Raw genomic sequence first — 21,040 nt, 5'->3', positions numbered from 1 at the left:
CGCAATCACGCTACGCCCCAACGTACACAGAGATAGCCCGAAAAAGGTCCGTAAACGAACAACGATATTTCAACCCCACGGCCCACGGACGCTTGACAACCACGGGTGCGGATTTCCGCCATTCCTCATGCGCGCCGCACGACTGCGCCACGGTTAAGGCGATCACAGAGCCGTGACATTGCGCGACCGTACCGGATGCGAGCATAGTCAGCCGAACCACTCAGTGACCCATCCGGCCCGGTCAGTTCACCCCAAGGCACCCGCGTATCACCCCGCGCCAGCGCCGTGACTGCCACGCCGATCAGCTTGCGATCCGCAGGCTTCACATGATCGAGCCAGCCGAACGCCTCTTCCATCGCGCCCACGTCAGCGCGGGTGAGTGCGGCCGTGCGGATCGGCTCATAATCCTCGATCGCCACGCGCGCGTTATAATCCTCAGGCTCTTGCATTGCCTCCGGCCAAGCCGACCGCACGAACTGCCAACCGCGCTCCCGATCAGGATGGCGCCAGCAGATCCGCATTGCCTCGACCAGCCGCTCTTGCAGATCCTCGAACGAAAGGAACAAGCCGCGCTTATGCAACAAGCGTGGATCTTCAACGCTCCCAAGTTTGGGAGCATCAATGGGAGGATAGAGATTAGTATTATCAGTCATTTAGATACCTTTTGGGACGTTGGGAGTGAGTGTGCGGGTTATCTCGCGCCCGCGCCTGCGCGCACATGTGCTAGGTGGAACGGTCCTGATTTGGCTCCCATGCTCCCGCACCCTCCCTAACCCGCAGAAAACCGCGCTTCCCGTTGCTTTGCGATCCTCCCGCGAACGGGAGTGAGGGAGGATGGTTAGAAGACCACATCGTCAGCCTCACCGGGGGGAACGGGAGGTTTTCGGCCTTGCGGACCAGAGCCGTAGCGCGGCGAGGGCAGATCGCGGGTGACCGCGCGGCCCCCTTCGTCAACGAAGTCGTGGCGATCGAATTGAAGGGCGATGTCATCCCAATAGATCGAGGACGACTTGCGCTTTTTGAAGCCCTTCTTCTCCATCTGCGCGGAGAGGTACTTAGGCGACCACGGCTTGCCCGACGCCGGCAGCTGCTGCGCCCATTGCTGCCAAGCCGCGAAGACCTCGTGGAGCGCGGACGAACCGACCGCCTCGCCCGCAATGCGATGCACGCACTGTTCGATGAACTGGCCGAGGATGTCGTTCTCGGCCTGATAGGCTTGGGTTGCCTCGACCACGGCCTGCGGCCTCGGCAGGCCCGTCGTAAGGTACGCCAGCGCGCCCCGCACCATCCGATTGAGAATGCCGCTTGCTTCCGCCTTTAGCTTCGACTTGAGCAAAGGATCAGCCCGGCTGTCCGGCACGATCACGTCCCAAGGCACGATTTCAACACGACGTTGTATGCCGTGGTCGGTGCCAATCTTCGGCCGATGGTTCGCCGAGACGGTATTGTTGAAACCGATCATAAGCTGGAAAGGTGGCTTGAGCAGTTCGCGCACACTCATCGGCTCGTCGCTCGTCATCGACTTGATGAGACCGTCCGAGAACTTCGAGCCTTCCTCAGGTTCGTTCGCGTAGACGAAGCGTCGGCCGGCCATCGCTGCCAGATCCGGCGACGCGTCCGAGCCTTTCCGATACTTGCCCTGATCGATGAATGACTCAATCGCAGCGGCCCAAGCATAGTCGCCAAGGATATACGCGATCGTATTGACCCAAACGCCTTTGCCGTTGGAGCCTTGGCCGTAGAACACCGCCATCTTTTGAGCATCGGCTAAACCGAGGGAGCCATAGCCGGACCACACGTCTAGGAATTGCCGCATCTCCGGGTCCGGCTGGACCTCTTCGAGGAAGGCGTCGAACTTCGGACAGGCCGCGTCAGGATGATATTCGACAGCCCCGATCTTAGTCATGCGATCACGGCGGCGATGGTGGCGTAACTCGACGGTTGCGCCATCATCGCCTCGCGCGAACACGATCGTGCCGTTCGCGACGTTCAGCATCATCGGATCAACGTCAAAATCTTCAGTGCGGGCAGCGAGCCGGGCCTGCGCCAGCCCCGCGATGCAGTTGATGTGCCCGGCGCTCTCAGACGTGCGGCCCCATGCGCCAATGCGATCGGAGAACAGCACGATATCGCCGTTGCTCTTTACCTGCGCGATGAAGTCGAGCCGTTCGCCGGTATTGTCGCTTTGCCGGGCAACTTGGCGCTGTATCAACCACGACACGGTTTTGCGCTTGCGCTCGGCTTGTCCGCTTTTGCTGTTCGCATACATGTCGTCGTCATCGTCGCGCTCGCTGTCGTCGACGGGGAAGCCGCCATCGGGCGGGAACGGCACGCCGCTCGCTTTGATCAGCGCCGCCTCTTCCTGAATGAGTCGCGTCGTTTGCTGCACGGCGCGGCCGAGCAGCGCGAGCGCCATGTCGCGGTTCCAGCGTTTGCCGTCCCACGCCAGCCAGCCCCACGCCTCGACGTAGAGGAAATCCCGGCCGAACCGCTTCAGGAATCGTTCGAGGTTGCCGAGGTCCGTTTGGGGCAGCTGCGCGCATTCCTGCGTCAGCTGCGCCGCAGAACGCCCCCCGCGCCCCTTTTCGCCCTCATTGGAGCCTACCCCTCCCGCATGGGAGCTTGGCTTGCCATCCTCAGTCAATCCGGGGCGGGGGGCAGAGTCGCGGGAGGATGCGCCGTCCCGGCGCTGGGACTGGCGATCGCGGCGGGTACGAGCAGCGGCCGCGATCTCTCCGAGATCGCGAGGACTTGCTTCTCCGGCTGTCCAGCCGCTGTTGATCGTGGCGAGCAGCTGCCCGTCATCATCGCGGCCGGGATTGTCGCGGGCAGCGCTTTCAAGCGAGACGCGTGCGATCGTCGCGTCGATCGCGCCGGCCGCGACCAGCGAGGCGATCTTGAACGCGCTTTCGTTCAGCTGCGGATTGCGCCGGCCGCTCGGCGCGGAGCGGATCGCCTTGCACTCACCGTCGAGCGCCGCCAGCGCGTACTTGCGCACGTCGTCGCCGGGTTCCACCATTTTCCTGACGCCGGGAACATGGTCGCCGGATGCCGATCCCGCTGGCGCCGGCCGTTCGTATGACACGGCCGGCTTGCCGCGCGAACGCAGAATCTCGATTAGCGCGGCTGGCGCTTCGGCGAAGGCGCGATCGTCCCGCCAATCGCCCCGATCGCGCAGCCACCGGTATTCACCTGTTGAGCTATTCTCGGCTTCGATGCAGCTGCTCGGCGCAACGATCGTGTAACCGCCCTTCCCGCGCACATCGATGTGCTCAGGCAGGTTGCCACGATTACGGATCGGATCGCCCTCGGGCTGGCGGAAATAGACGTGAACGCCGTTCGAGGGCGTCATGCCGGTCACCGAGCGCGGAAACTCGCACCCCATCTGTGTCTCAAGATCGGCCTTCAACTCTTCGAGCGTACAGAGACGCATCATCGGGTTGCCGTCATCATCCAGGACGACTTCGCCGGTTTCTTCGTTGAAGACCTCGACCGGCCGAGGGTCGAAGTCGATGACAAACATGCCGTTCACCCCCTGCGGGATGCCGATCATCGCCTCAGGGTAACGCTTCCACCATGCGACGATACGTTGTTCGTCTGTGGTAGCGTCCTTCAACCCATTGCCTATGTAGGGCTGCTTCGCCCGCGACTGCTTCTCTTTGCCCGTCGCACGATCGATGTACGGCTCGCCGTCCCGCTCGCGGCACGGAAACACCGCCCAGCCTCGACGCGCGTATTGGAGTGCTGCCTGCCCCATAGGCGACAGCATCGTGGCAACAGACACTTGAACGATCCCCCGGAAAATGGTGGCGGGTTTTGTCGTCTCCGACCCGCCAGCGGAGCAGCGCGCGCCGCTGCCGATCGCGTACCGAACTCAGGGCGGTGGATGCCGAGGCGTTTCCTGCTCGCCGAGCAGCCTCTCAACTTCCGACGCGACGGGATGCGCAACCAGCCAAGCGTTCGCCGCGATCTCAGCCCGCGCTATCAGGTGCGGCGCTCGTCGAGCTTTCGCGGCGGCGATCGTCGCTCGAAAATCAACAGGCAGGCGGCACCAGCATGCGTGGCAGAATGACTGCCACGCTGCTCGCTTGCCTCCGCACCTTGGGACCGGACACAAGCTCATTGCTGCCGGCCCGTTTCTCTCATAACGCGCGTCGCGCGCTTCAGTGCGAGATCGATGCCGCTCTTGAAGTTGCGCTCCATCATCTTGAGGACTGCGCGCGTTCGGTTACGCTGCCCGCTCTCCATGCCGGCCGCGACGGAGTTACCGTATTGCGACCCGGCGAAGATCATCCCTGCCGCCATACCAAAGGAAAGGTTTTCTACCGGATCAGGGAAATGCTCGAACGTAAGCAACTGGATCGCATTGACGAGTTCCATGATGCGTGTTCGGTTATCGTCGCTTGCGAGCAGTTCAGGTGCATCGTCCATTCAAACATCCTCTTCGTTTACTTCGGGCGCACGGCCAAACAGAACGGGAGGTGGACGGCGCCTGCCGTCGCGGCAGAAGGCGCACCGGCCGCGCACGAGGCGCAGCGAGTGATCACCGCAGGCCGAGCAGTCGCCCGGCTCGCCCTCAGCAACCGGGGCGCAGGCGGCTTTGATTGCGCGCGCGAGGTGCTCGGCCTCGATCTGTTGAGCCAAGTCGAGTAGGTCAGGCATGCAGCTGCCCCTTCAGCCGCGCGACCTTGGCTTCGGCGGCTTTGATCTGTCGATGTAAACGGGTCTTCCGCTGGCTGATGAGCAGATCTAGTTGCCGCAGCCGCTCCCTTTCAGCGTCCGGCATGGGGCGGCCCTTGCAGCGCGCCCAAATTGCGTTGATCTCGCCTTGCGGATCAGGGTGGCGTTTACGTTCAGCCATCACGCCGCCCCACCCGTGGTTTTGCCAGTAGCGACGATCGTCGCGATGCGCGGCTCACCGACTCCACGGGCAACGACCACCAACCGACCAGCCAGCCGGAGCTTGCGAAGCCGGTAGCTCACCGTGTTCGCGCTCTCGAACCCGCAGCGCTTCGCAAGAGCGGGATCTGTCGGCATCGCCTCGCCCGCTTCCGCAAGCCGCTCGATCTCGGCGAAGAGCCGATCGTCCGGTGACGCGTTGGTCACGGCGATCGGCCCCGAGATCCGAACGGCAATGAAATCATAGCTGCGTTTGTCGTCGCTGCGCGGATTGTGCAGGCGCACGAGGCCAAGCTCGCGCATCCGCGTGACGATGGGCCAAACTGGTTCGTCGCGCGGCGGAACAGCTCCAACCGCATACCGGATGCGATCGCCGGGACGCGACGCGCGCGCCCAAGCCTGCAACTCGGCCGCGCTACATGACAGCGTAAGGCCGAGTTCAACGTCTTGCCGATCGACTTGCATCACGCCCAACGCCCGCCGCGCCAATCCGACAGGGCGGCGAAGTCGCCGGGGGGAAGCATAATGCTCCGCCGCCCTGTCGGCATGCGCGAAGCAAGGGGGGAAACCCCGCGCATGATCTGAGAAGAACACCCCGCCCCCACCACAATCAGGCTGCACGGCGCTCAAAAGCGGCCGGCGACCCGAACTCCGGCCAGTCGGTCGGACGATCAAACCAGCTGCCGGCCGCAGGCGTGTTCCAATGCCAAGCCGCGATCGCGTGATTTGACACGAAGAAAATCGCGCGGCCGATATCCATGCCCGGCAGGATCTCACCCCGAACGATCCGATCAAGCGCGAGATCATTCACGCCGCGCTCGTTCAGCTGTTTGCGAGCGTCGGCCTTGTGATCGGTAAGCAACCACGCAAGGCGATGCGCGCCTTCGTTGGCGGGCGCGCCCGGCAGACACAGTTTCGAGTTCATCAGCGTACCTCTGCTATGTGGTTGAGTTGTGCGGTAAGATTGCGCGCGTGATCGAAGAGGCGCGCCTCTTCGCGGTGATCAATTATGCCGTCAGCGGTTGCCTCGAAGATCTCGAAGGTCAGCACCGATGCGGCCGCACCGCAGGCGTTCCAGTTGGTCGACTTGCGCTCAACGTCGATAAGCTGAAGACCACCCGGCTCTGTCAGCATGTTGATCGCCGCACGTGGCAGGTGCGGCGTAAGCGCGAGTAGAGCGGAGATCGGCATCGCAACGCCGTTGGCGTAACCGCGAAGCGTAGCGTCCGGGATCTTCGACGCTTCAGCCAGCGCCTTGTTCGTCTTGTGCAGACCGGGTCCAACGAACTTGTTGAACATCGCGATCTGACGCGCCGCGACTTCTCGCGCAAATTGGCGATCATCAGCCATGATCTCGCGCCTCCGATACCGTATCGGTAGCGACATGAACGAGCTTTTCGACAGACGAACAAATCACCGGACGCCCGACGCTGGCGAGCGCAGCACGCGCGTTGCTCGGTATGGGGCACGGCCAGTTTGCGGCGTCGCGAAACCAGTCCGCAAAGCGGTCAAGGTTGCGTGCGGAGCAGCCGCCACCGTCACGAAGACGCTCAAAGAAGGAACCGCGATTGACGACGATCGTCGCAACGCGCGCCAGCGACTTACCTCCGAGGGTATCTACCTCGGCTTGGTAAGCGTCTGCCAGTTCTAGCAGCGCGGTTTCATAGCTTGTGCTCATGCCGCACGATTACGGCATACATGCCGCACCGTCAACGGCATATCTGCCGCACGACGAACCTGTCGCTTTGCGGCATAAACGCCGCGTGAAACCGAAACTTGATATCCTTCGCGACCGGCTTGCGGCGAAGCTGCTAGAGCGCAACCTCACGGAGCGTGAAGCTTCGATCGATGCGACCGGCAAGCCAGATGCTATCCGTTATATTCGGACGCGAAATGCAATGCCGAGCGCCGAAAGGCTAGAGCGCCTTGCCGCCACCTTAGGAACCACGGCCGAGTGGTTGCTTGGCAGCGAAGATGGCGCATCGGTCGACAACGACAGCCCGGCGAACCCCGGCCTGTCCGCTATCACCGATCGCCGACTTCCGAAAAACTTGCCGGTGTTCGGCACGGCTTTAGCGGCAGATTTAGAGCTTACCTCTCTCAGTGGCGACCCGATCGCAATCGAGCAGGTCGAAGTCAATTTGGGAGAACCTACAGATCATATGGCACGTCCGATCGCGATCGCGGGCAAAGACGAGTATTACGTTGTGACCGTTCAGGGGCACTCGATGGAGCCAAGGTTCGACTCCGGCCGGCGCCAGCTGGTCAATGGCAAGAGAGCGGCACGCCTAGGCGAAGATGTTGTGGTGCAACTGCGATCCCCTATCGATGACGGAGAAGCGGTGACGGCAGTCCTAATCAAGCAGCTTGTTCGATACCGGCCCGGCTTCATCGTGCTCCGACAGTTCAACCCAGCTGTTGAGTTCGAGCTACCGGCTGAACGCGTGAAACACGTCCACCCGATCATCCCGTGGGACGACGTTCTAAGCTTCTAAGGCATATTTGCCGCACTTGGATTGACGCGGCATATATGCCGTAGTATGCCGCACTCCGCAACAAGCGGAGGCTTCAATGCGCATACACTCAAACGACAACGTTTTTGCCCCTCCCGTCCGTGATCCGCACCCCAGCGACCACGACGAGACAATCAAGCACGAGATCTTTGCGTTCGCCGGTCTGTTGGGCTTTTGCGTCACGGTCGGCATCGCGATCGCGTCCGGCGCGCTGCCGCTATGAGCGGCTTTTTCAACATCGCCGAAGCCGCGGCGATCATGGCGCAGGCACTCAGCACCACCCCGCCGACAGAAAGCCGACCAGCTGACTACGTGATTGCGGATGGCGTGATGCGCCCTCTCCACACGTGGAAGCGAGACAATCGCGCCACGTTCGCACGTATGATGCTCGTGGCCGGTACGAACGTCATGCCGGCTGATGTCGCGGGCTGGACCGACGAGCAGGTACAGCAGGCCGATTGCTGGGCGTTCTCCACGCACCTGTCTGCCAGCGATCACGAGGACATTCAGGTTCCGGAACGACCGAGCTTTATCCCGTTTGCCCGTCGCGTCACGTTCCCGAACCGCAGCACAGGAAGCACGCTGCAATGAGCGTAGCGGAAACCCTCGCCGCGCTAGGGATCACGTTGCCGCTACGCGCCGATCCAGCCTATCCCGGCACAATCGTAGATGCCGATAATCGCGACGTTTGCGTTGTCGATTACAACGGCGAATGCTCCAACGAGAAGGCCGAGCAGATTGCCGCGCTGCTGCTCGCGCTTATCAACGGACGCCCGGTCGATCATCCGCGACTTCGCTTTGTAAACCTTCCGGCGCAGTTCGTCATCGAAGAGGCTCGAAAGATCCTCGAATGGAAGGACTCCGACGCAGCGCTTGCGCGTGAGCTTGAACGGCTTGGCTACAGGTCTCAATTCTTCAAGCGTCTTTATCGGGCAAACGCGGAGCATGTTTGGTCGCGCTCGCAGGCGGCGAACTGACAATGCGTACCTTCGCCAGCGATGTGCGACCGTACCCTGCCCGTCGCGACGATTGGGAAGGCTGTCACCGCCTCGCCGAGCGCATCCTTTTCGATCGTCAGGCGCAAGATCCGGTGTCGCTCGAACATGGCCGGCTCACCGAAGAACAGGTGAAGACGCGGGCGCGCATCGCTGGCGCACTGGTGACGCTATGGAACCGTGTGCTCGATTTTCAGGCGCTGCCGGCCGAGCTTGATTGTTCCGAGGATCTCGGCGCCTCGCTCGACGAGCTGCGTGTCGAAATGCAGGCGCTTCGCAAGTGGAAGCAGGCTGCGCTCGCCGCAGACCCTAGCCACCCGGATGCCCGCGCAGATGCGGCGATCGCCGAGGCGCTGTGGTGGCACCTTCAGCCAATCGCCCCGCAAAGCCTCTCTCACATATGGATCGCGCAGGACTACGCGCGGTTTGAGCGCAGTCAGCAGCGCGCACAGAGGCGCGCGTGACAGCCCCCGTGTTACACGGCGGCTCTCAGATGGGCCACAACCGCCTTCCCGGACAGAACGCGGGGGGCTGGCCCATTCGCGAATGCCCTGAGTGCCGTAAAGGCTTTGAACCGAAGGTCGCTAACCAGCTTTTTTGCTGCCCCGCGCACAAGAACGAGTGGAACAACCGGGCGACCGCGCGCGGCCGCGTTCTGACGCCGCTGGCGATCGTCGCCCGCATCACGCGCAATGGCACGCGCGGCACGCCTGAGCGCCGAGATGCTGGCAAGAAGGCGTCGAGCTATCAAGCCACGCTAATCCAGCGCTACCGCGACGAGGATCGCGAAGCCGGCCGAATGGAATGGGCCGACTACATGATACACCGTATCGACCTTGGGTACGATCCGCTGTGAAGCACGATCGTATCAAGGCTCAGCCTACCCCGACGCGCACCCCGCCGTCTGAGGAACTGATCGAGTTCGTCAAGGCGCTTGCACGCGCCGACGCGAACCGCGACTATGAGGCCGCGATCGCCCGTCAGCGCGGCCGCGACAGCGAGACCCATGCGCACCCTGATCTACGCCCGATATAGCTCCGATCGGCAGAACGCCCGCTCGATCGACGCCCAGGTATCGGATTGCCGTACCCGCGCCGAGCGCGAGGGCTGGACCGTCGTCGACGTCTTTATGGATTACGAGACGAGTGGCGGCGCCGGCATCACCGAAAGCCAGCGACCCGGTATCGCCGCCATGCTCGCGCGCGTGGAGGCGGGCGGCATCGATCAGGTACTCGCCGACTCGACCAGCCGCATCGCGCGCGATCAAGCCGACGCCATCATCATCAGGCGCAGGCTTGAGTTCGCAGGCGCTCGACTGTTCACGCTATCGGTCGGCGAGGTCGACGACATTCGCGGCCTTATCACTGGCTTCGTCGACGCGCAGGCGCGGAAGGATATCGCGCATCACATCCGGCGCGGACAGCGCGAGATCGTGCGCGAGGGCCGCGCCCCGGCCGGAATTGCCTACGGCTACACGCACGATAACCGGATCGACGATCGCGGACAGGTGATCCGAGGGTTGCGCAAGATCGACGAGGATCAGGCGGCGATCGTCCGCCGCATCTTCGCTGAGACACAAGCCGGCGCCAGCGCCAAGGCTATAGCAGAACGGTTGAATAAAGAGGACATACCCGGCCCACGCGGCGACGGATGGCGTGCCAGTGTCATTCACGGCGACGCGAAGCGCGGTAATGGAATCCTGCGCAATCGACTTTACAATGGCGAAATGGTGGTCGGGCGCACGTCGAAGGTGCAGCACCCGATCACACGTCGAGCGATCATCCGACCAAACCCGCCCGAAAGCTGGACGATCCAGCCGGCCGAGCAGCTGCGCATCGTCGACGCCGACGTATTCGCTGCCGTTCAAGGGGTTCTAGCAGAAGGAGCGCAACGCCGGCCGGAGCAGTATCGTCGTGCGCGCTACCTGCTTTCCGGCCTTGGCAGCTGCGCGCTGTGTGGTGGCGGTTGGATCAAGCTACGTGCGGTGCAGTGGGGATGCGGCCGTAATCACGACGGCGCGGGCTGTTCCAACACCCGCACGATTTCGCAAGCGCAATACGAAACTCGCGCCTTGGCGCAGCTGAAGGCGCAGCTGCTCGATCCAGATCTCGTCACCGCCTACGTGCGCGAGCGTCACCGCCAATTCGCTCTGCGCGCTGCTGAAGGCGCCACGAGCCGTGCGGATCTCGATCGACGATTGACCCGTGTGAAACGGAAGATCGACAGGTTCGTCGCGGCGATCGCTGAAGGAGCGTTCGCCGAGATCCGTGACGCGCTAGCGCAGGCACGCGCCGAGCGCGACGAGGTCGAGCAGGCGCTTGCCACGATCGAGGCGCTTCCTGTCGTCGCGCTGCACCCTGCCCTTGCCGAAGACTACCGCCGCCAGATCGAGGGGCTGGAACTCGCGCTTAGCCAGCCAGAAGCGCAGGACGATGCAGTGCCGCGCCTCCGCGCGCTCATTGGCAAAATCATCGTCACGCCCAATCCGACCGGCCGGGGCGTAGACCTGCTCGTGCAGGGCAAGATCGAGCAGATGCTTGATCTTGCCAACGGCGCGCCCGTTGAATTAGGGAAGCTGCGCAATGCGGGGTAACGAACGATTCTGTTTACCCGCTCCATCTTTCCAGCCGAGTGATGCCGCATGACCGCCATCTCCTTCCAAGAGGCGCGGGCGGCGATCGTGGCGGCGGGGCGATGGCTTGACGGCAAGGGCTGGGCGCCCGCCACCTCCGGCAATTATTCGGCGCGTCTAGACGACGGCACGTTCGCGGTGACCGTGTCGGGGCGCCACAAGGGGCGCTTGAACGTGGACGACGTGATGCGCGTGTCCGCCGAAGGCGTATCGCTCGACGGGAAGCGGCCTTCGGCCGAAACCGCGCTGCACCTGGCCGTCTACCGGCTGTTCCCGGACGTCGGGGCGGTGCTGCACAGCCACTCTCCGCTCAGCGTCGGGTTGAGCCGCGCGGTGGCTGGCGACGGCTTTACCTTTGACGGGCACGAGATGCTGAAGGCGCTGCCCGGCAATGCCACGCACGACGCGTCCGTCACGCTCCCGATCGTTGACAACAGTCAGGATATGGCGGTGATCGATACGGCCGTTACCCCTGCCCTGCTGGTGCCCGGCGCTCCGCCCGCCTATCTGATCCGCAGTCACGGCCTGTACGGCTGGGGCCGCGACATGGCGGAGGCGGAGCGCGTGATCGAGGCGATCGAGTTCATGGTCGCCACCGAACTTGCGACACGGAGTTTCGCCTTGGGGAGAACAGCGGCATGAGTCGATTGCAGGTGTTCGACGAACGCGACGGCACCACGGCATTGCTCGTCAGTACGGACGGTTCGCAGATCGCTACGGAACTGGCAGCGATCGGCGTTCGCTTTGAACGTTGGCCGACGCGCGAGATCGGTGACACCGCCATCCTCGACGCATACGCGCCCGAAATCGCGCGATTGCAGTCGGAAGGCGGCTACCAGTCCGTCGATACCGTGGCGATGGCGCCCGATCATCCAGAGCGCGCGGCGCTTCGCGGCAAGTTCCTGTCGGAACACACCCACGGCGAAGATGAGGTGCGCTTCTTCGTCGATGGCGAAGGGCTGTTCACGCTGCATGCGCAGGGCAAGGTGTTCAATATGCTGTGCACCCAGGGCGACCTGATTTCCGTCCCGGCCGGAATGCCGCACTGGTTCGACATGGGCGGGCACCCGCGCTTCACCGCGATACGGCTGTTCCGCAATCCCGACGGCTGGATCGCGCGCTTTACCGGCGATGCCATCGCCGACCGTTTCCCCCGGCATGAGCGCGCCTCGGCGTGAAGGCGATCCTCACCGATATCGAGGGCACGACGACCAGCCTGTCGTTCGTTGCGGATATCCTGTTCCCTTACGCACGGGAGCGTCTACCGGCCTATGTCGCTGCACATCCGGCCGAAACCGCGCCGATCCTCGCAGATGTCGCAGCCGTCGAGCCGGGCGATCCCGTCGCGACGTTGCTGCGCTGGATCGATGAGGATCGCAAGGCGACACCGCTCAAAGCCTTGCAAGGCATGATCTGGGCCGATGGGTATGCAAGCGGTGCGTTTACCGGCCACGTCTATGCCGATGCGGCCATCGCGCTGCGGCGCTGGCACGCGCAAGGGACACGGCTTTACGTTTTCTCCTCCGGCTCGGTGGCCGCGCAGAAACTGCTCTTCGCACATAGTGACGCGGGGGACCTGACGCCCGTGTTCTCCGGCTATTTCGACACCACAACCGGTCCGAAACGGGTAGCGAATTCCTATGCCAAGATCGCCGAGGCAATCGGCGAACCAATCGGTGCGGTGCTGTTCCTGTCCGACACATCCGAAGAGATCGCCGCCGCGCGTGCCGCTGGAATGCAGGCGCTGCTGATCGACCGCGTGCATGGCAGCGGCGACATCGCCGACTTCAGCACCATCACCACGCCCGCCATCTAATCCCGACCATCGTGCCGCGCGGAGTTGAGAGCCAGACATGATCCTCCAAAACAGCCATCAACGCTCTATCACCCGCACGCAAGACGGCAAAGGCGTGCGCATCCTCGACCAGCGGCGGCTGCCGTGGGAGGTCGTGTGGGTGGAACTGCGATCCGCGCAGGCCGCCGAGATCGCGATCCGCGAGATGTGGACGCGCGGCGCGCCGTTGATCGGTGCAACCGCAGCTTACGGGCTCGCGATGGCGCTCGCCGACGATCCCTCCGACGCCGGACTGGACGCGGCCTTCAGGCTGCTGGCCGAGGCGCGCCCCACCGCCGTCAACCTACGTTGGGCGCTGGAGCAGGTTGCGGGAGCGGTCAGCGCGCTTGTCCCCGCCGACCGTGCCGAGGCTGCATTCACCCGAGCCGACGCGATCTGCGATGAGGATGTTGCGCTCAACAAAGCGATCGGCGAGCATGGCCTTGCGCTATTGCGCGATTTGCACGCGAAACATCCCGATCGCCCGCTCAACATCCTTACGCACTGCAACGCCGGCTGGCTGGCAACCGTCGACTACGGCACCGCCACCGCGCCGATCTACCTCGCGCACGATGCCGGCATTCCGGTGCACGTCTGGGTGGACGAGACGCGCCCGCGTAACCAAGGCGCTTTGCTGACCGCGTTCGAGCTTGCCGGTCATGGCGTACCCCACACCGTGATCGCCGATAACGCCGGAGGTCATCTGATGATGCAGGGGCAGGTCGATGCGGTGATCGTCGGTACGGATCGTGTCACCGCCAACGGCGACGTGTGCAACAAGATCGGTACCTATCTGAAAGCGCTGGCAGCCCATGATAACGACGTGCCGTTTTACGTCGCGCTGCCCTATACCACCTACGACGCCGAGACCGCCACGGGCCGCGACATCCCGATCGAGGAGCGCCATGGCGATGAGGTGACGCACGTGGCAGGCGAAGGCGGCACCATCCGAGTCACCGCCTCGGCGGCGGCGAACCCGGCGTTCGACGTGACCCCGGCCCGGCTGGTAAGCGGGTATCTGACCGAGAGGGGCTTGCTGGACCGGATTTAAGCTGGCGCAGCGTGACAGGATTGCCGAAGCGAGCAGCTGCGCGTGCGACATGCGGCAACCTTGTCACCTAGCGGGAGAAGCTCCTTCGACCTTCTAGGATTTCCCCGCACGCTCACGCCGTGAACCACCCAGAGCATCGCCCCCGGGCAAAGGCGATCAGCGTGCCGCCGCCGCCATCTCTGCATTGCGTTTCGCTGAGGCTGCCAGCGTAGCGCGCATCAGCACCTTGAGCACGTCTCCCGCGTCGAGCACATTCAGCCCTTCTCGGGTGGAGCCTCCGGGGCTTGCCACCCGGTCTGCCAAGGTCGCGGGCGTCTCGCGTGCCGCGGCAGCCATGATGCCGGCTCCTTCCAGCGTTGCGCGTGCGAGCCGGTCAGCCTGATCCGCCGGCAGCCCCAGCGCCACCCCTGCTTCCGCCAACGCCTCTGCGAAGCGAAACACGAAGGCAGGGCCACAACCAGACAGCGCGGTTACCGCATCAAACAATGCTTCTTCGCCGATCCACTCGACGAGCCCAAGCGGCTGCATCAGCGTCTCCACCGCGCGCACTGCCTCGCTGTCCTCCGCGCCGCCATGCAGCGCAACCACGCCTTTGCCGATCGACACGGGCAGGTTGGGCATCGCTCGCACGATCACCCCCACACCCGGGAAGCGCGTGGCCAGTGATGTTTCCTCGACCCCGGCAAGGATCGATACCAGCAGGCGCGGCGCCAATCCCGGCGTGGACGCGACGAATGCGTCGAGCTGTTGTGGCTTGATCGCGAGCACCAAGGTGTCGGGGGTATAGTCCTCCGGCAGCGCGACGACGTGCCGCACGTCTGCGGGAAGGCGGGGCGTTCCGGGATCTAATACCGTTATGGCGTCCGGCGCGATCCCGGCCGCGACCCAGCGCTCCAGCATCGCGCCACCCATGTTGCCAGCCCCGACCAGCAAAATGCGGCCCGGCAATCCGGTGGCGGACAGGCTCATGCGCCGATCACTTCAAGCTTCACCCTGTGTTTCGGTCATCGCCGCCGCCAGCGCATCCTTCGGGTTCTTGCCGCCCCACAGTACGAACTGGAAAACCGGATAGAAACGCTCGCACTCGTCGATCGCGGATTCGACCAGCAGTTCGGCCGCAGCGAGCGACAGCGTACCGCCCTCCCCATCGATCATCGCGGCATGGCGGTAGAGCAGGATGCCACTTGCCGACCAGAGTTCGAAATGACCCACCCAAAGCTGTTCGTTGATGAGGCCGACCGTCTCGTACAAAGCGGCGCGACGGTCGTCGGTAACGCGTATGTCGGGGAAGGCGAGGAACTGGATTACGCTGTCTTCCTCGCGCCACAACGCCCGCAATTCGTATTGCGTCCAGCTGCCCTTGACCTTGGCGATGACTTCATCGTCCTGCCGCTCATACTCCCAGCCATGGGCCGCGAAATAGCTCTCGAGCATGTCGATGGGGGCGGCGTCGTCGCGTTCGTAGTCGGCTTCGTCGAGCATATCGTCAGCCTTTACGCTGTGCGCCGATGATGCTCAAGCACGGCAACACGACGACTTGTGGACAAGTCAATGCCCACAAGTCGTTCACCATAGTGTCTTCGTCGCGCGAGATCAGGAGACCGCCGATGCGCCAGCCGCCTTGGCTTCGAGCGTGGCGATACGCGCGCGGAGTTCGTCAGCCTCATCGCGGGCAGCCGCCGCCATTGCCTTGACCGCTTCGAATTCATCACGACTGACGAAGTCGAGCCCGCCCATGAACTCCTTGGCACGCGCTTTGACGCTGGCCTCCGCCTCGCGGCCGACGCCGGCGAGCGTACCTGCCGCGCTGTTCATGAATTTCACGAAATCGTCGAAGATCTTGTTGTCGGCCTGCATGATGCGGAACTTTCGTGAAGAAGGATTACAGGTCTATCACTTGGGTACTGCCAGCCGATGGCGCAATGCCCTGCGCATCAGGATTGAGCCGTCCGATCTGCCAGCACAGCACGCCTGCGAAGCTGATCCACACCAGATACGGCACCATCAGCCAGGCTGCCAGCGTGCGGATGCGCCCGAACAGCACTGTAGTCGCGATCGCCGCCACCAGCATCGCCGCTATGATCAGCGTCGCCATACCAATGCGATGCATACCGAAGAAGATCGGCGACCAGATCAGGTTGAGCGCCAACTGCACGACGAAGACCAGGATCGCCGCACCGCGCAGCCGCGACCCGCGCGCATGGATCACCACGGCAAGCGCGACGCCCATCAGGATGTAAAGCGTTGTCCAAACCCATGGAAACACCCAACCCGGCGGGTTTACCGAGGGTTTCGCCAACATCGCGAACCATCGATTGTCGTCGCCCGCCGGTGCGATCCTCGCGGACACGAAACCGAGCAACAATATCAGCGGCACCGTGACGATCGCCCAGCGCAGAAACGCCAGCCTTAACTGCTGCTTCGACGCGATCTCGCTCAAATCGTCGGTCCTTTCGCCCCTGCTGGGTGAGGGGTTCGTTTATCATTGCGGCCTCGAAACACAATTGCCGCAGCGCGTCATAGTTCCGCGTTGCGGACCGCTTCAGGCCGGCAAATGCCCCGTTATGAGAAACTCGACATTCCCCTCAGGCCCGGTGATCGGGCTTTCCACCACGCCATCGACGTGCCAGCCTTTGCTGGAGAGCCATTCCGCCACCTCTGTGCAAACCCGCGCGTGAATGGCGGGATCGCGCACCACACCGCCCTTGCCGACCTCGCCGCGCCCCGCCTCGAACTGCGGCTTGATGAGCGCAACCAGCCGCGCGCCGGTGCGTGCGAAACCAAGCGGCACGTCGAGCACCTTAGCAAGACCGATGAAGCTTGCGTCGCAGACGATCAGGTCGACCGCTTCGGGGATGTGCGCAGCGGTTAGGATGCGCGCGCTGGTCTTTTCGTGCACCACTACCCGTTCGTCCTCGCGCAGCCGCCACGCGAGCTGGTTGGTGCCGCTGTCGACCGCATAAACGCGCGCCGCGCCGTTTGTCAGCAGCACGTCGGTGAACCCGCCGGTCGACGAGCCGACGTCGATCGCCACGACGCCGGTCACGTCGAGCGCGAACTGCTCCAGCGCGTGCGCCAGCTTTATGCCGCCACGCGATACCCATGGATGATCGCGCCCGCGTACGTCGAGAAGCGCGTCATCCGCCACCGCCTGCCCCGGCTTTTCGATCTTGCGCGTGCCGAGGAACACCAGCCCGGCCATGATGAGAGCCTGCGCGCGGGCACGGCTTTCGGCGAGTCCCCGGTCCACAAGGAGTTGGTCGGCACGGATTTTGGGCATGTCGTCGTTCTAAACACAGCCCTCGATCGATGTAAAATTTGTGCCGTCACCAACCGCGATGGCAAGTCGTGCGCATCCCATGACGCGCATTCGATCCTGTCGGTCAAAGCGACCGATGCGGCGCAACCCCCATCGCGGCTATCTTCCAGCCTAAGCTTACATCTGCCGCAGTCAATCGAGATACAGGTAGCTCGGGTCGAACTCCGCGAAACGCTTGAGCGCGGGCCAGTCGAGGATCTCGACATTGCCTTGTCGAAACTCGATCAGTTTGCGCTCGCGCAATTGGCGAAGCATGCGGTTGGCGTGAACGGCGGTCAGGCCGGATGCGTCTGCGATATCAATCTGTGTGAGCGGCAGCGGGAAGCGCAGCCCGTCCGTCAGGTTGACGCGGTCGAGGCGCAGATACATTTCACAGAACAGATGCGCGATCCGTACCGCAGCGGCCCGCGCACCTACCGAGACGATCCACTCCCGATTGATCGCCGCGTCGATCAGCGTCGATCGCCAGAGCAACTCGGCGATGGCCGCGGAGTGCTGGGTGATCGCGCGAATTTCGGCATGCGGGAACAGTGCGACGCGCACCGGCGTCAAGGCAGCAACGCTGTGTTCGAGCTGCTTTAGCGGATAACTGTGCAGATCCACGAAATCGCCCGGCACATGCAGCGCGAGAATCTGCCGCCGGCCCTCTGCGGTGTCTTTATAGCGTTCGATAAACCCTTCGAGCAGCAAGGTGCATTGGCTCAGCGGCTCTTGCGGCCGGACGATGACACGCCGCGCTGCGAACTCCACCGTACGCGACACGCTTGCCTCGAGAGCCGCCACATCCGCCGGGGCCAGAACGGGCGTGCGATGCGCCTGCAGAAACAATCGCGTAATCATCGATCCTGAATTCCCCCGCCCCGCCGGAACGTCGACACTGCCGCGCACGTTAGACATTGTCAGAGGTAACGTACATGACCAAGCATCCCGAGCAACTACCGGCAAACGCGACCGCCGAACGAGGCGAAGTGATGATCGACGGGCCTGACGGTTACGTCTTATCCCTCACACCCGAGGCGGCGTTGCATACCGCGCGATCGCTTCGCGCCGCCGCGCGCGAGGCAGAACAACAACGGTCGGAACTCTCTCACTCAGTTGAGACCGATCAAATCGAAGGCGTCAGCGCGGATGAGGCTCGCAAACGCGCCGAGTGAGGGCCGACGATCCTTGGTTACCTTCGGCGGACCGGCTTCAGCATGATCTGCTGAATCCGCCAGGATTTTTGCGTTGCCGATGCGCCGTCCACGTCGCCTGCACGCCGTAACGTTACGGTACCGATTTGATAAACCGGCCTATGGTCCTGCTTGAGCCGCGCGTAGATCTGCACTGGCACCGTGACATACCGCTGGCCCGCACCAGAATTGATCCGCCCCGGCGCGCCGATATTGGCGTGGTACTCGCTATACGCGGCGAACGTGTCCGCGAAATCTGCCGCACTCTGCCGCGAAGCGGCGCCTCCGTCATGCCATAGCAACCAAGCCTGCTTGTACTTCCCTTCGCCGATCAACGCATGATAGCGCTGAACGACCTGGCCTGCACCCTGCGCGCTCTCCGGTGTGAACGGCGCTTCGGAGACCGGCGTACGATCATCGGGCAGTCCACCCGGCGCCCCCGGAGGCGGCGGCGCAAGCGGCTCATCGAAGCCTTCGGGAACGTTGCGGCTGGATGTCGGCGTGGGCGACGGCAGCGGATCGGTATCGTTCGCGGGATCGTCCGGATGATAGGCGTTGATGCTGCTCTGCGCACGCTCGGCCGCGGCATCGATGTCGACACTGTTATTCACGCCCGGATCAGTCTGAGGCGAACAGGAACAGGCACCGGCAAGAAGCAACAGCGGCAGGGCGGCGGTAACGCGCAATGTGGCGGCCTTTCGTAGGATGATCTTGCCAAACGGCGCGGTGCCGCTTCCGTTCCAGCCGGTGTCGACGCGCTAGCCGGCGTGGTTGACCCGATCAACCGCGCCAGCGCGCAGACAAGAGGGAACGATCAGGGCTTCAGCGCGGCATCATCCTTGTCGTCCAGGTCATCATCGTCTTCCAGGTCGTCCGCATCGAAATCCTCCTGAAGCGAGTCTTCGTCCTGGTCGTCCTCATCCTGATCGGCGTCGTCATCTTCCTCGCCGACCTCATCGCTTTTCATCTTGAGATCGTCCTCGTCATCCTCATCGTCATCGGCGATGTCGGGCTCGAGATCGGTCAGGATCGCACCATCCGTCGGGCCGCCACTGGTCGCCTCCAAGATTTCCGCGCGCTGGCTCTCGTCATAGCCTTCCTCGTCATAACCATCGTCACCCGGTCCTTCGCCCGGCACCCTGTAACCACCGCTGATCGCCATCGTCGCTCTCCTGCCCGCGAAGGTGCGGGGATAAGGTGCGAACATCAAAACCGCGCGTCAGTTCCGGCGGCTTGCATGAAAATGGGCGGCGTGGGCTCAACTCGGCCGGAACAGTCGCCCGCGTTCGACGATCGCCGCGATGCCCAGAGCTAGCAATCCTGCGACGAAGAAGCCGGCGTGCAGCGCGGTCGTCGTGCCGTCGAAAAAGCTCGCGACGAACGATCCGATCACCGCGCCTCCGGTAACGACCAGCGCACCTTGCAGGCTCGCGGCGGTACCCGCGATCGCGCCCATATTCTCCATCGCCATCGCTGACATGTTGGATCCGGCGAGGCCATAGCCCGCCATCGCCAGCGCCTGTAGCGCGACGAACAGGATGAGGCTTTCCGATCCCATCTTATCCGCGATCAGGCCGCCCGCCGCCGCCAGCGTCATCACGACCAAGGCCGCCTGCGAGATGCGCCGCATGCCGATCCGCATGACGATGCGTGAGTTGAGCAGGTTCGCCACCGCCATCGCGCCGGCCGAGGCGGCAAACACCGGGCCGAGCAGATGCTGGGCGTGAAACACCTTCTCCATGATCGGCTCGATCAGTCCGATATAGCCGAACAGCGCCCCCTGCACGATCAGCCCGGCGATCATGTAACCGAACGATGCGCGGTCGGTCAGCGTCAGGCGGTAGCCCCGCACCAGTTGGGCGATCGACAGCGGCAGCCGGTTCGCGGGCGCCAGCGTCTCGGGCATGCGCCATGCGAACCACGACAGCACGATTAACGCGAGGCCGGCAATCACCTCGAAGATCAGCCGCCACGATCCGGCGAGCAGCACCAACTGCCCAACGCTGGGGGCGAGGATCGGCGCTGCCATGAACACCATGAACGCGAGGCTGGAGACCTGCGCCATCGCGCGGCCGGTAAAGCAATCGCGCACCAGCGCGATGGTGACGACCCGCCCCGCCGCGATCGACACTCCGCCAATGAAGCGCGCGATCAGCAACAGCGTGAAGCTGCCCGCGAGGCCGGCGAGCAGGCAACAGACGATGTAGCCGGCCAACCCGCCGATCAGGATCGGTCGCCTGCCGTGACGATCGGTCAGCGGCCCCTGCACGATCTGGCCAAGACCGAAGCCGACCACGAAGACGGTGACGACAAGCGAACGCTCCGCAACGCTGTCCGCGCCAAGCCTGCGGCCGATATCGGGCAGCGCGGGCAGCATCGAATCGATGCCGAGCGCGCCGAGCGACATCAAGGCGGCGACGAGCGCGACGAATTCGTAGAAGGGGATCGGCGCGGTGTTTGGCGCGCGAGGCGGCGATTCGATCGACATTGCGTGGCAATGCCCGACATCGACCTGCTGGTCACGTGCAAGCGCACCTGTCGTAATTGCACGCGGCGCGATGCCAAGGGTGCCCATCTCGCGACAAACCTTGTGAGCCGCCGCCCACCCCGACTATGTTGCGGTAA

32 protein-coding genes are annotated in these 21,040 nt (G+C 63.6%); 14 read left to right on the top strand and 18 right to left on the bottom strand.

Annotated elements, in window-relative coordinates; all coding sequences use genetic code 11:
* Positions 1-125: 125 nt before the first annotated feature.
* Entirely contained in the window at positions 126-584 is a 459-nt protein-coding gene (locus tag L8F97_RS11130; protein ID WP_242149578.1) for a hypothetical protein, read from the bottom strand.
* A gap of 254 nt (positions 585-838) precedes the next feature.
* A complete protein-coding gene (locus tag L8F97_RS11125) occupies positions 839-3,757 on the bottom strand; it encodes a phage/plasmid primase, P4 family (RefSeq protein ID WP_242150149.1) in 2,919 nt (972 codons plus the stop codon).
* Between the two features lie 129 nt (positions 3,758-3,886).
* Here L8F97_RS11125 and L8F97_RS11120 point away from each other — a divergent pair, with 129 nt between their 5' ends.
* Positions 3,887-4,072 (top strand): hypothetical protein, encoded by a 186-nt coding sequence (locus tag L8F97_RS11120; protein ID WP_242149574.1) that lies wholly within the window; start codon positions 3,887-3,889, stop codon positions 4,070-4,072.
* Between the two features lie 47 nt (positions 4,073-4,119).
* On the opposite strand, the gene L8F97_RS11115 is transcribed toward L8F97_RS11120, so the two are convergent.
* From L8F97_RS11115 to L8F97_RS11085, 7 genes are all read right to left on the bottom strand, one after another.
* A complete protein-coding gene (locus L8F97_RS11115) occupies positions 4,120-4,431 on the bottom strand; it encodes a hypothetical protein (protein ID WP_242149570.1) in 312 nt (103 codons plus the stop codon).
* Positions 4,432-4,662 carry a conjugal transfer protein TraR gene (locus L8F97_RS11110; protein WP_242149566.1) on the bottom strand — a complete coding sequence of 77 codons (231 nt, stop codon included), beginning with the start codon at positions 4,660-4,662 and terminating at the stop codon, positions 4,432-4,434.
* A complete protein-coding gene (locus tag L8F97_RS11105; RefSeq protein WP_242149563.1) occupies positions 4,655-4,861 on the bottom strand; it encodes a hypothetical protein in 207 nt (68 codons plus the stop codon). The genes L8F97_RS11110 and L8F97_RS11105 overlap by 8 nt, the downstream gene beginning before the upstream one ends.
* Complete coding sequence (locus tag L8F97_RS11100) at positions 4,861-5,367, bottom strand: hypothetical protein (RefSeq protein WP_242149560.1); 507 nt, start codon at positions 5,365-5,367, stop codon at positions 4,861-4,863. The genes L8F97_RS11105 and L8F97_RS11100 overlap by 1 nt, the downstream gene beginning before the upstream one ends.
* 142 nt (positions 5,368-5,509) lie before the next feature.
* Positions 5,510-5,824: a hypothetical protein gene (locus L8F97_RS11095; RefSeq protein WP_242149557.1), complete on the bottom strand. Its 315-nt coding sequence runs from the start codon at positions 5,822-5,824 to the stop codon at positions 5,510-5,512.
* Positions 5,824-6,249: a hypothetical protein gene (locus L8F97_RS11090; protein ID WP_242149555.1), complete on the bottom strand. Its 426-nt coding sequence runs from the start codon at positions 6,247-6,249 to the stop codon at positions 5,824-5,826. Before L8F97_RS11090 ends, L8F97_RS11095 begins: the two co-directional genes overlap by 1 nt.
* Positions 6,242-6,577, bottom strand: coding sequence for a hypothetical protein (locus tag L8F97_RS11085; RefSeq protein WP_242149552.1), 336 nt, complete (start codon positions 6,575-6,577; stop codon positions 6,242-6,244). Before L8F97_RS11085 ends, L8F97_RS11090 begins: the two co-directional genes overlap by 8 nt.
* Between L8F97_RS11085 and L8F97_RS11080 the strand changes: the two genes are divergently transcribed.
* The 12 genes from L8F97_RS11080 to mtnA all read left to right on the top strand — a co-directional run bounded on the left by L8F97_RS11080 (position 6,576) and on the right by mtnA (position 13,924).
* Complete coding sequence (locus tag L8F97_RS11080; protein WP_242149549.1) at positions 6,576-7,394, top strand: S24 family peptidase; 819 nt, start codon at positions 6,576-6,578, stop codon at positions 7,392-7,394. The genes L8F97_RS11085 and L8F97_RS11080 overlap by 2 nt on opposite strands.
* 76 nt (positions 7,395-7,470) lie before the next feature.
* The gene (locus tag L8F97_RS11075; protein ID WP_242149546.1) at positions 7,471-7,635 is read left to right on the top strand and encodes a hypothetical protein; all 165 of its coding nucleotides are present in this window, start codon (positions 7,471-7,473) and stop codon (positions 7,633-7,635) included.
* Positions 7,632-8,003, top strand: a complete 372-nt coding sequence (locus tag L8F97_RS11070) for a hypothetical protein (protein WP_242149544.1) — start codon at positions 7,632-7,634, stop codon at positions 8,001-8,003. The genes L8F97_RS11075 and L8F97_RS11070 overlap by 4 nt, the downstream gene beginning before the upstream one ends.
* Positions 8,000-8,389: a hypothetical protein gene (locus L8F97_RS11065; RefSeq protein WP_242149541.1), complete on the top strand. Its 390-nt coding sequence runs from the start codon at positions 8,000-8,002 to the stop codon at positions 8,387-8,389. The genes L8F97_RS11070 and L8F97_RS11065 overlap by 4 nt, the downstream gene beginning before the upstream one ends.
* The gene (locus L8F97_RS11060; RefSeq protein WP_242149538.1) at positions 8,362-8,871 is read left to right on the top strand and encodes a hypothetical protein; all 510 of its coding nucleotides are present in this window, start codon (positions 8,362-8,364) and stop codon (positions 8,869-8,871) included. Before L8F97_RS11065 ends, L8F97_RS11060 begins: the two co-directional genes overlap by 28 nt.
* Before the next feature lie 29 nt (positions 8,872-8,900).
* A complete protein-coding gene (locus L8F97_RS11055; RefSeq protein WP_242149537.1) occupies positions 8,901-9,263 on the top strand; it encodes a hypothetical protein in 363 nt (120 codons plus the stop codon).
* A complete protein-coding gene (locus L8F97_RS11050) occupies positions 9,260-9,442 on the top strand; it encodes a hypothetical protein (RefSeq protein WP_242149534.1) in 183 nt (60 codons plus the stop codon). The genes L8F97_RS11055 and L8F97_RS11050 overlap by 4 nt, the downstream gene beginning before the upstream one ends.
* A complete protein-coding gene (locus tag L8F97_RS11045) occupies positions 9,414-11,000 on the top strand; it encodes a recombinase family protein (protein WP_242149532.1) in 1,587 nt (528 codons plus the stop codon). The genes L8F97_RS11050 and L8F97_RS11045 overlap by 29 nt, the downstream gene beginning before the upstream one ends.
* A 48-nt stretch (positions 11,001-11,048) precedes the next feature.
* Entirely contained in the window at positions 11,049-11,681 is a 633-nt protein-coding gene (locus tag L8F97_RS11040; RefSeq protein WP_242149529.1) for a methylthioribulose 1-phosphate dehydratase, read from the top strand.
* The gene (locus L8F97_RS11035) at positions 11,678-12,217 is read left to right on the top strand and encodes a 1,2-dihydroxy-3-keto-5-methylthiopentene dioxygenase (RefSeq protein WP_242149526.1); all 540 of its coding nucleotides are present in this window, start codon (positions 11,678-11,680) and stop codon (positions 12,215-12,217) included. Before L8F97_RS11040 ends, L8F97_RS11035 begins: the two co-directional genes overlap by 4 nt.
* Positions 12,214-12,855 carry an acireductone synthase gene (gene mtnC / locus L8F97_RS11030; protein WP_242149523.1) on the top strand — a complete coding sequence of 214 codons (642 nt, stop codon included), beginning with the start codon at positions 12,214-12,216 and terminating at the stop codon, positions 12,853-12,855. Before L8F97_RS11035 ends, mtnC begins: the two co-directional genes overlap by 4 nt.
* A gap of 37 nt (positions 12,856-12,892) precedes the next feature.
* A complete protein-coding gene (gene mtnA, locus L8F97_RS11025) occupies positions 12,893-13,924 on the top strand; it encodes an S-methyl-5-thioribose-1-phosphate isomerase (protein ID WP_242149520.1) in 1,032 nt (343 codons plus the stop codon).
* Between the two features lie 156 nt (positions 13,925-14,080).
* Here mtnA and proC read toward each other — a convergent pair whose 3' ends face one another.
* The 6 genes from proC to L8F97_RS10995 all read right to left on the bottom strand — a co-directional run bounded on the left by proC (position 14,081) and on the right by L8F97_RS10995 (position 18,083).
* A complete protein-coding gene (proC, locus tag L8F97_RS11020; RefSeq protein WP_242149518.1) occupies positions 14,081-14,893 on the bottom strand; it encodes a pyrroline-5-carboxylate reductase in 813 nt (270 codons plus the stop codon).
* Positions 14,894-14,905: 12 nt separating this feature from the next.
* On the bottom strand, positions 14,906-15,406 hold the full coding sequence (locus tag L8F97_RS11015; protein ID WP_242149515.1) for a YbjN domain-containing protein: 501 nt from the start codon (positions 15,404-15,406) through the stop codon (positions 14,906-14,908).
* A 111-nt stretch (positions 15,407-15,517) separates the two neighbouring features.
* Entirely contained in the window at positions 15,518-15,781 is a 264-nt protein-coding gene (locus tag L8F97_RS11010) for an accessory factor UbiK family protein (RefSeq protein ID WP_242149512.1), read from the bottom strand.
* A gap of 25 nt (positions 15,782-15,806) precedes the next feature.
* Positions 15,807-16,364: a TspO/MBR family protein gene (locus L8F97_RS11005; RefSeq protein WP_242149509.1), complete on the bottom strand. Its 558-nt coding sequence runs from the start codon at positions 16,362-16,364 to the stop codon at positions 15,807-15,809.
* 102 nt (positions 16,365-16,466) lie between these two features.
* Entirely contained in the window at positions 16,467-17,204 is a 738-nt protein-coding gene (locus L8F97_RS11000; protein WP_242149505.1) for a TlyA family RNA methyltransferase, read from the bottom strand.
* A 171-nt stretch (positions 17,205-17,375) separates the two neighbouring features.
* Complete coding sequence (locus L8F97_RS10995; RefSeq protein WP_242149502.1) at positions 17,376-18,083, bottom strand: Crp/Fnr family transcriptional regulator; 708 nt, start codon at positions 18,081-18,083, stop codon at positions 17,376-17,378.
* Between the two features lie 131 nt (positions 18,084-18,214).
* On the opposite strand from L8F97_RS10995, the gene L8F97_RS10990 reads away from it, so the two are divergent.
* The gene (locus tag L8F97_RS10990; protein WP_242149499.1) at positions 18,215-18,397 is read left to right on the top strand and encodes a hypothetical protein; all 183 of its coding nucleotides are present in this window, start codon (positions 18,215-18,217) and stop codon (positions 18,395-18,397) included.
* A 17-nt stretch (positions 18,398-18,414) separates the two neighbouring features.
* Here L8F97_RS10990 and L8F97_RS10985 read toward each other — a convergent pair whose 3' ends face one another.
* From L8F97_RS10985 to L8F97_RS10975, 3 genes are all read right to left on the bottom strand, one after another.
* Positions 18,415-19,026, bottom strand: coding sequence for a hypothetical protein (locus L8F97_RS10985; protein WP_242149496.1), 612 nt, complete (start codon positions 19,024-19,026; stop codon positions 18,415-18,417).
* Positions 19,027-19,229: 203 nt separating this feature from the next.
* Positions 19,230-19,577, bottom strand: coding sequence for a DNA primase (locus L8F97_RS10980; protein WP_242149494.1), 348 nt, complete (start codon positions 19,575-19,577; stop codon positions 19,230-19,232).
* 96 nt (positions 19,578-19,673) lie between these two features.
* Positions 19,674-20,990, bottom strand: coding sequence for a multidrug effflux MFS transporter (locus L8F97_RS10975; RefSeq protein WP_313931952.1), 1,317 nt, complete (start codon positions 20,988-20,990; stop codon positions 19,674-19,676).
* Between the last annotated feature and the right edge of the window lie 50 nt (positions 20,991-21,040).

The sequence above is a fragment of the Sphingomonas sp. BAUL-RG-20F-R05-02 genome (genome assembly GCF_022662305.1).
GTDB lineage: Bacteria > Pseudomonadota > Alphaproteobacteria > Sphingomonadales > Sphingomonadaceae > Sphingomonas.
The sequence above is the reverse complement of the archived record's forward strand: the minus strand, read 5'-3'. Positions and strand labels throughout refer to the sequence as shown.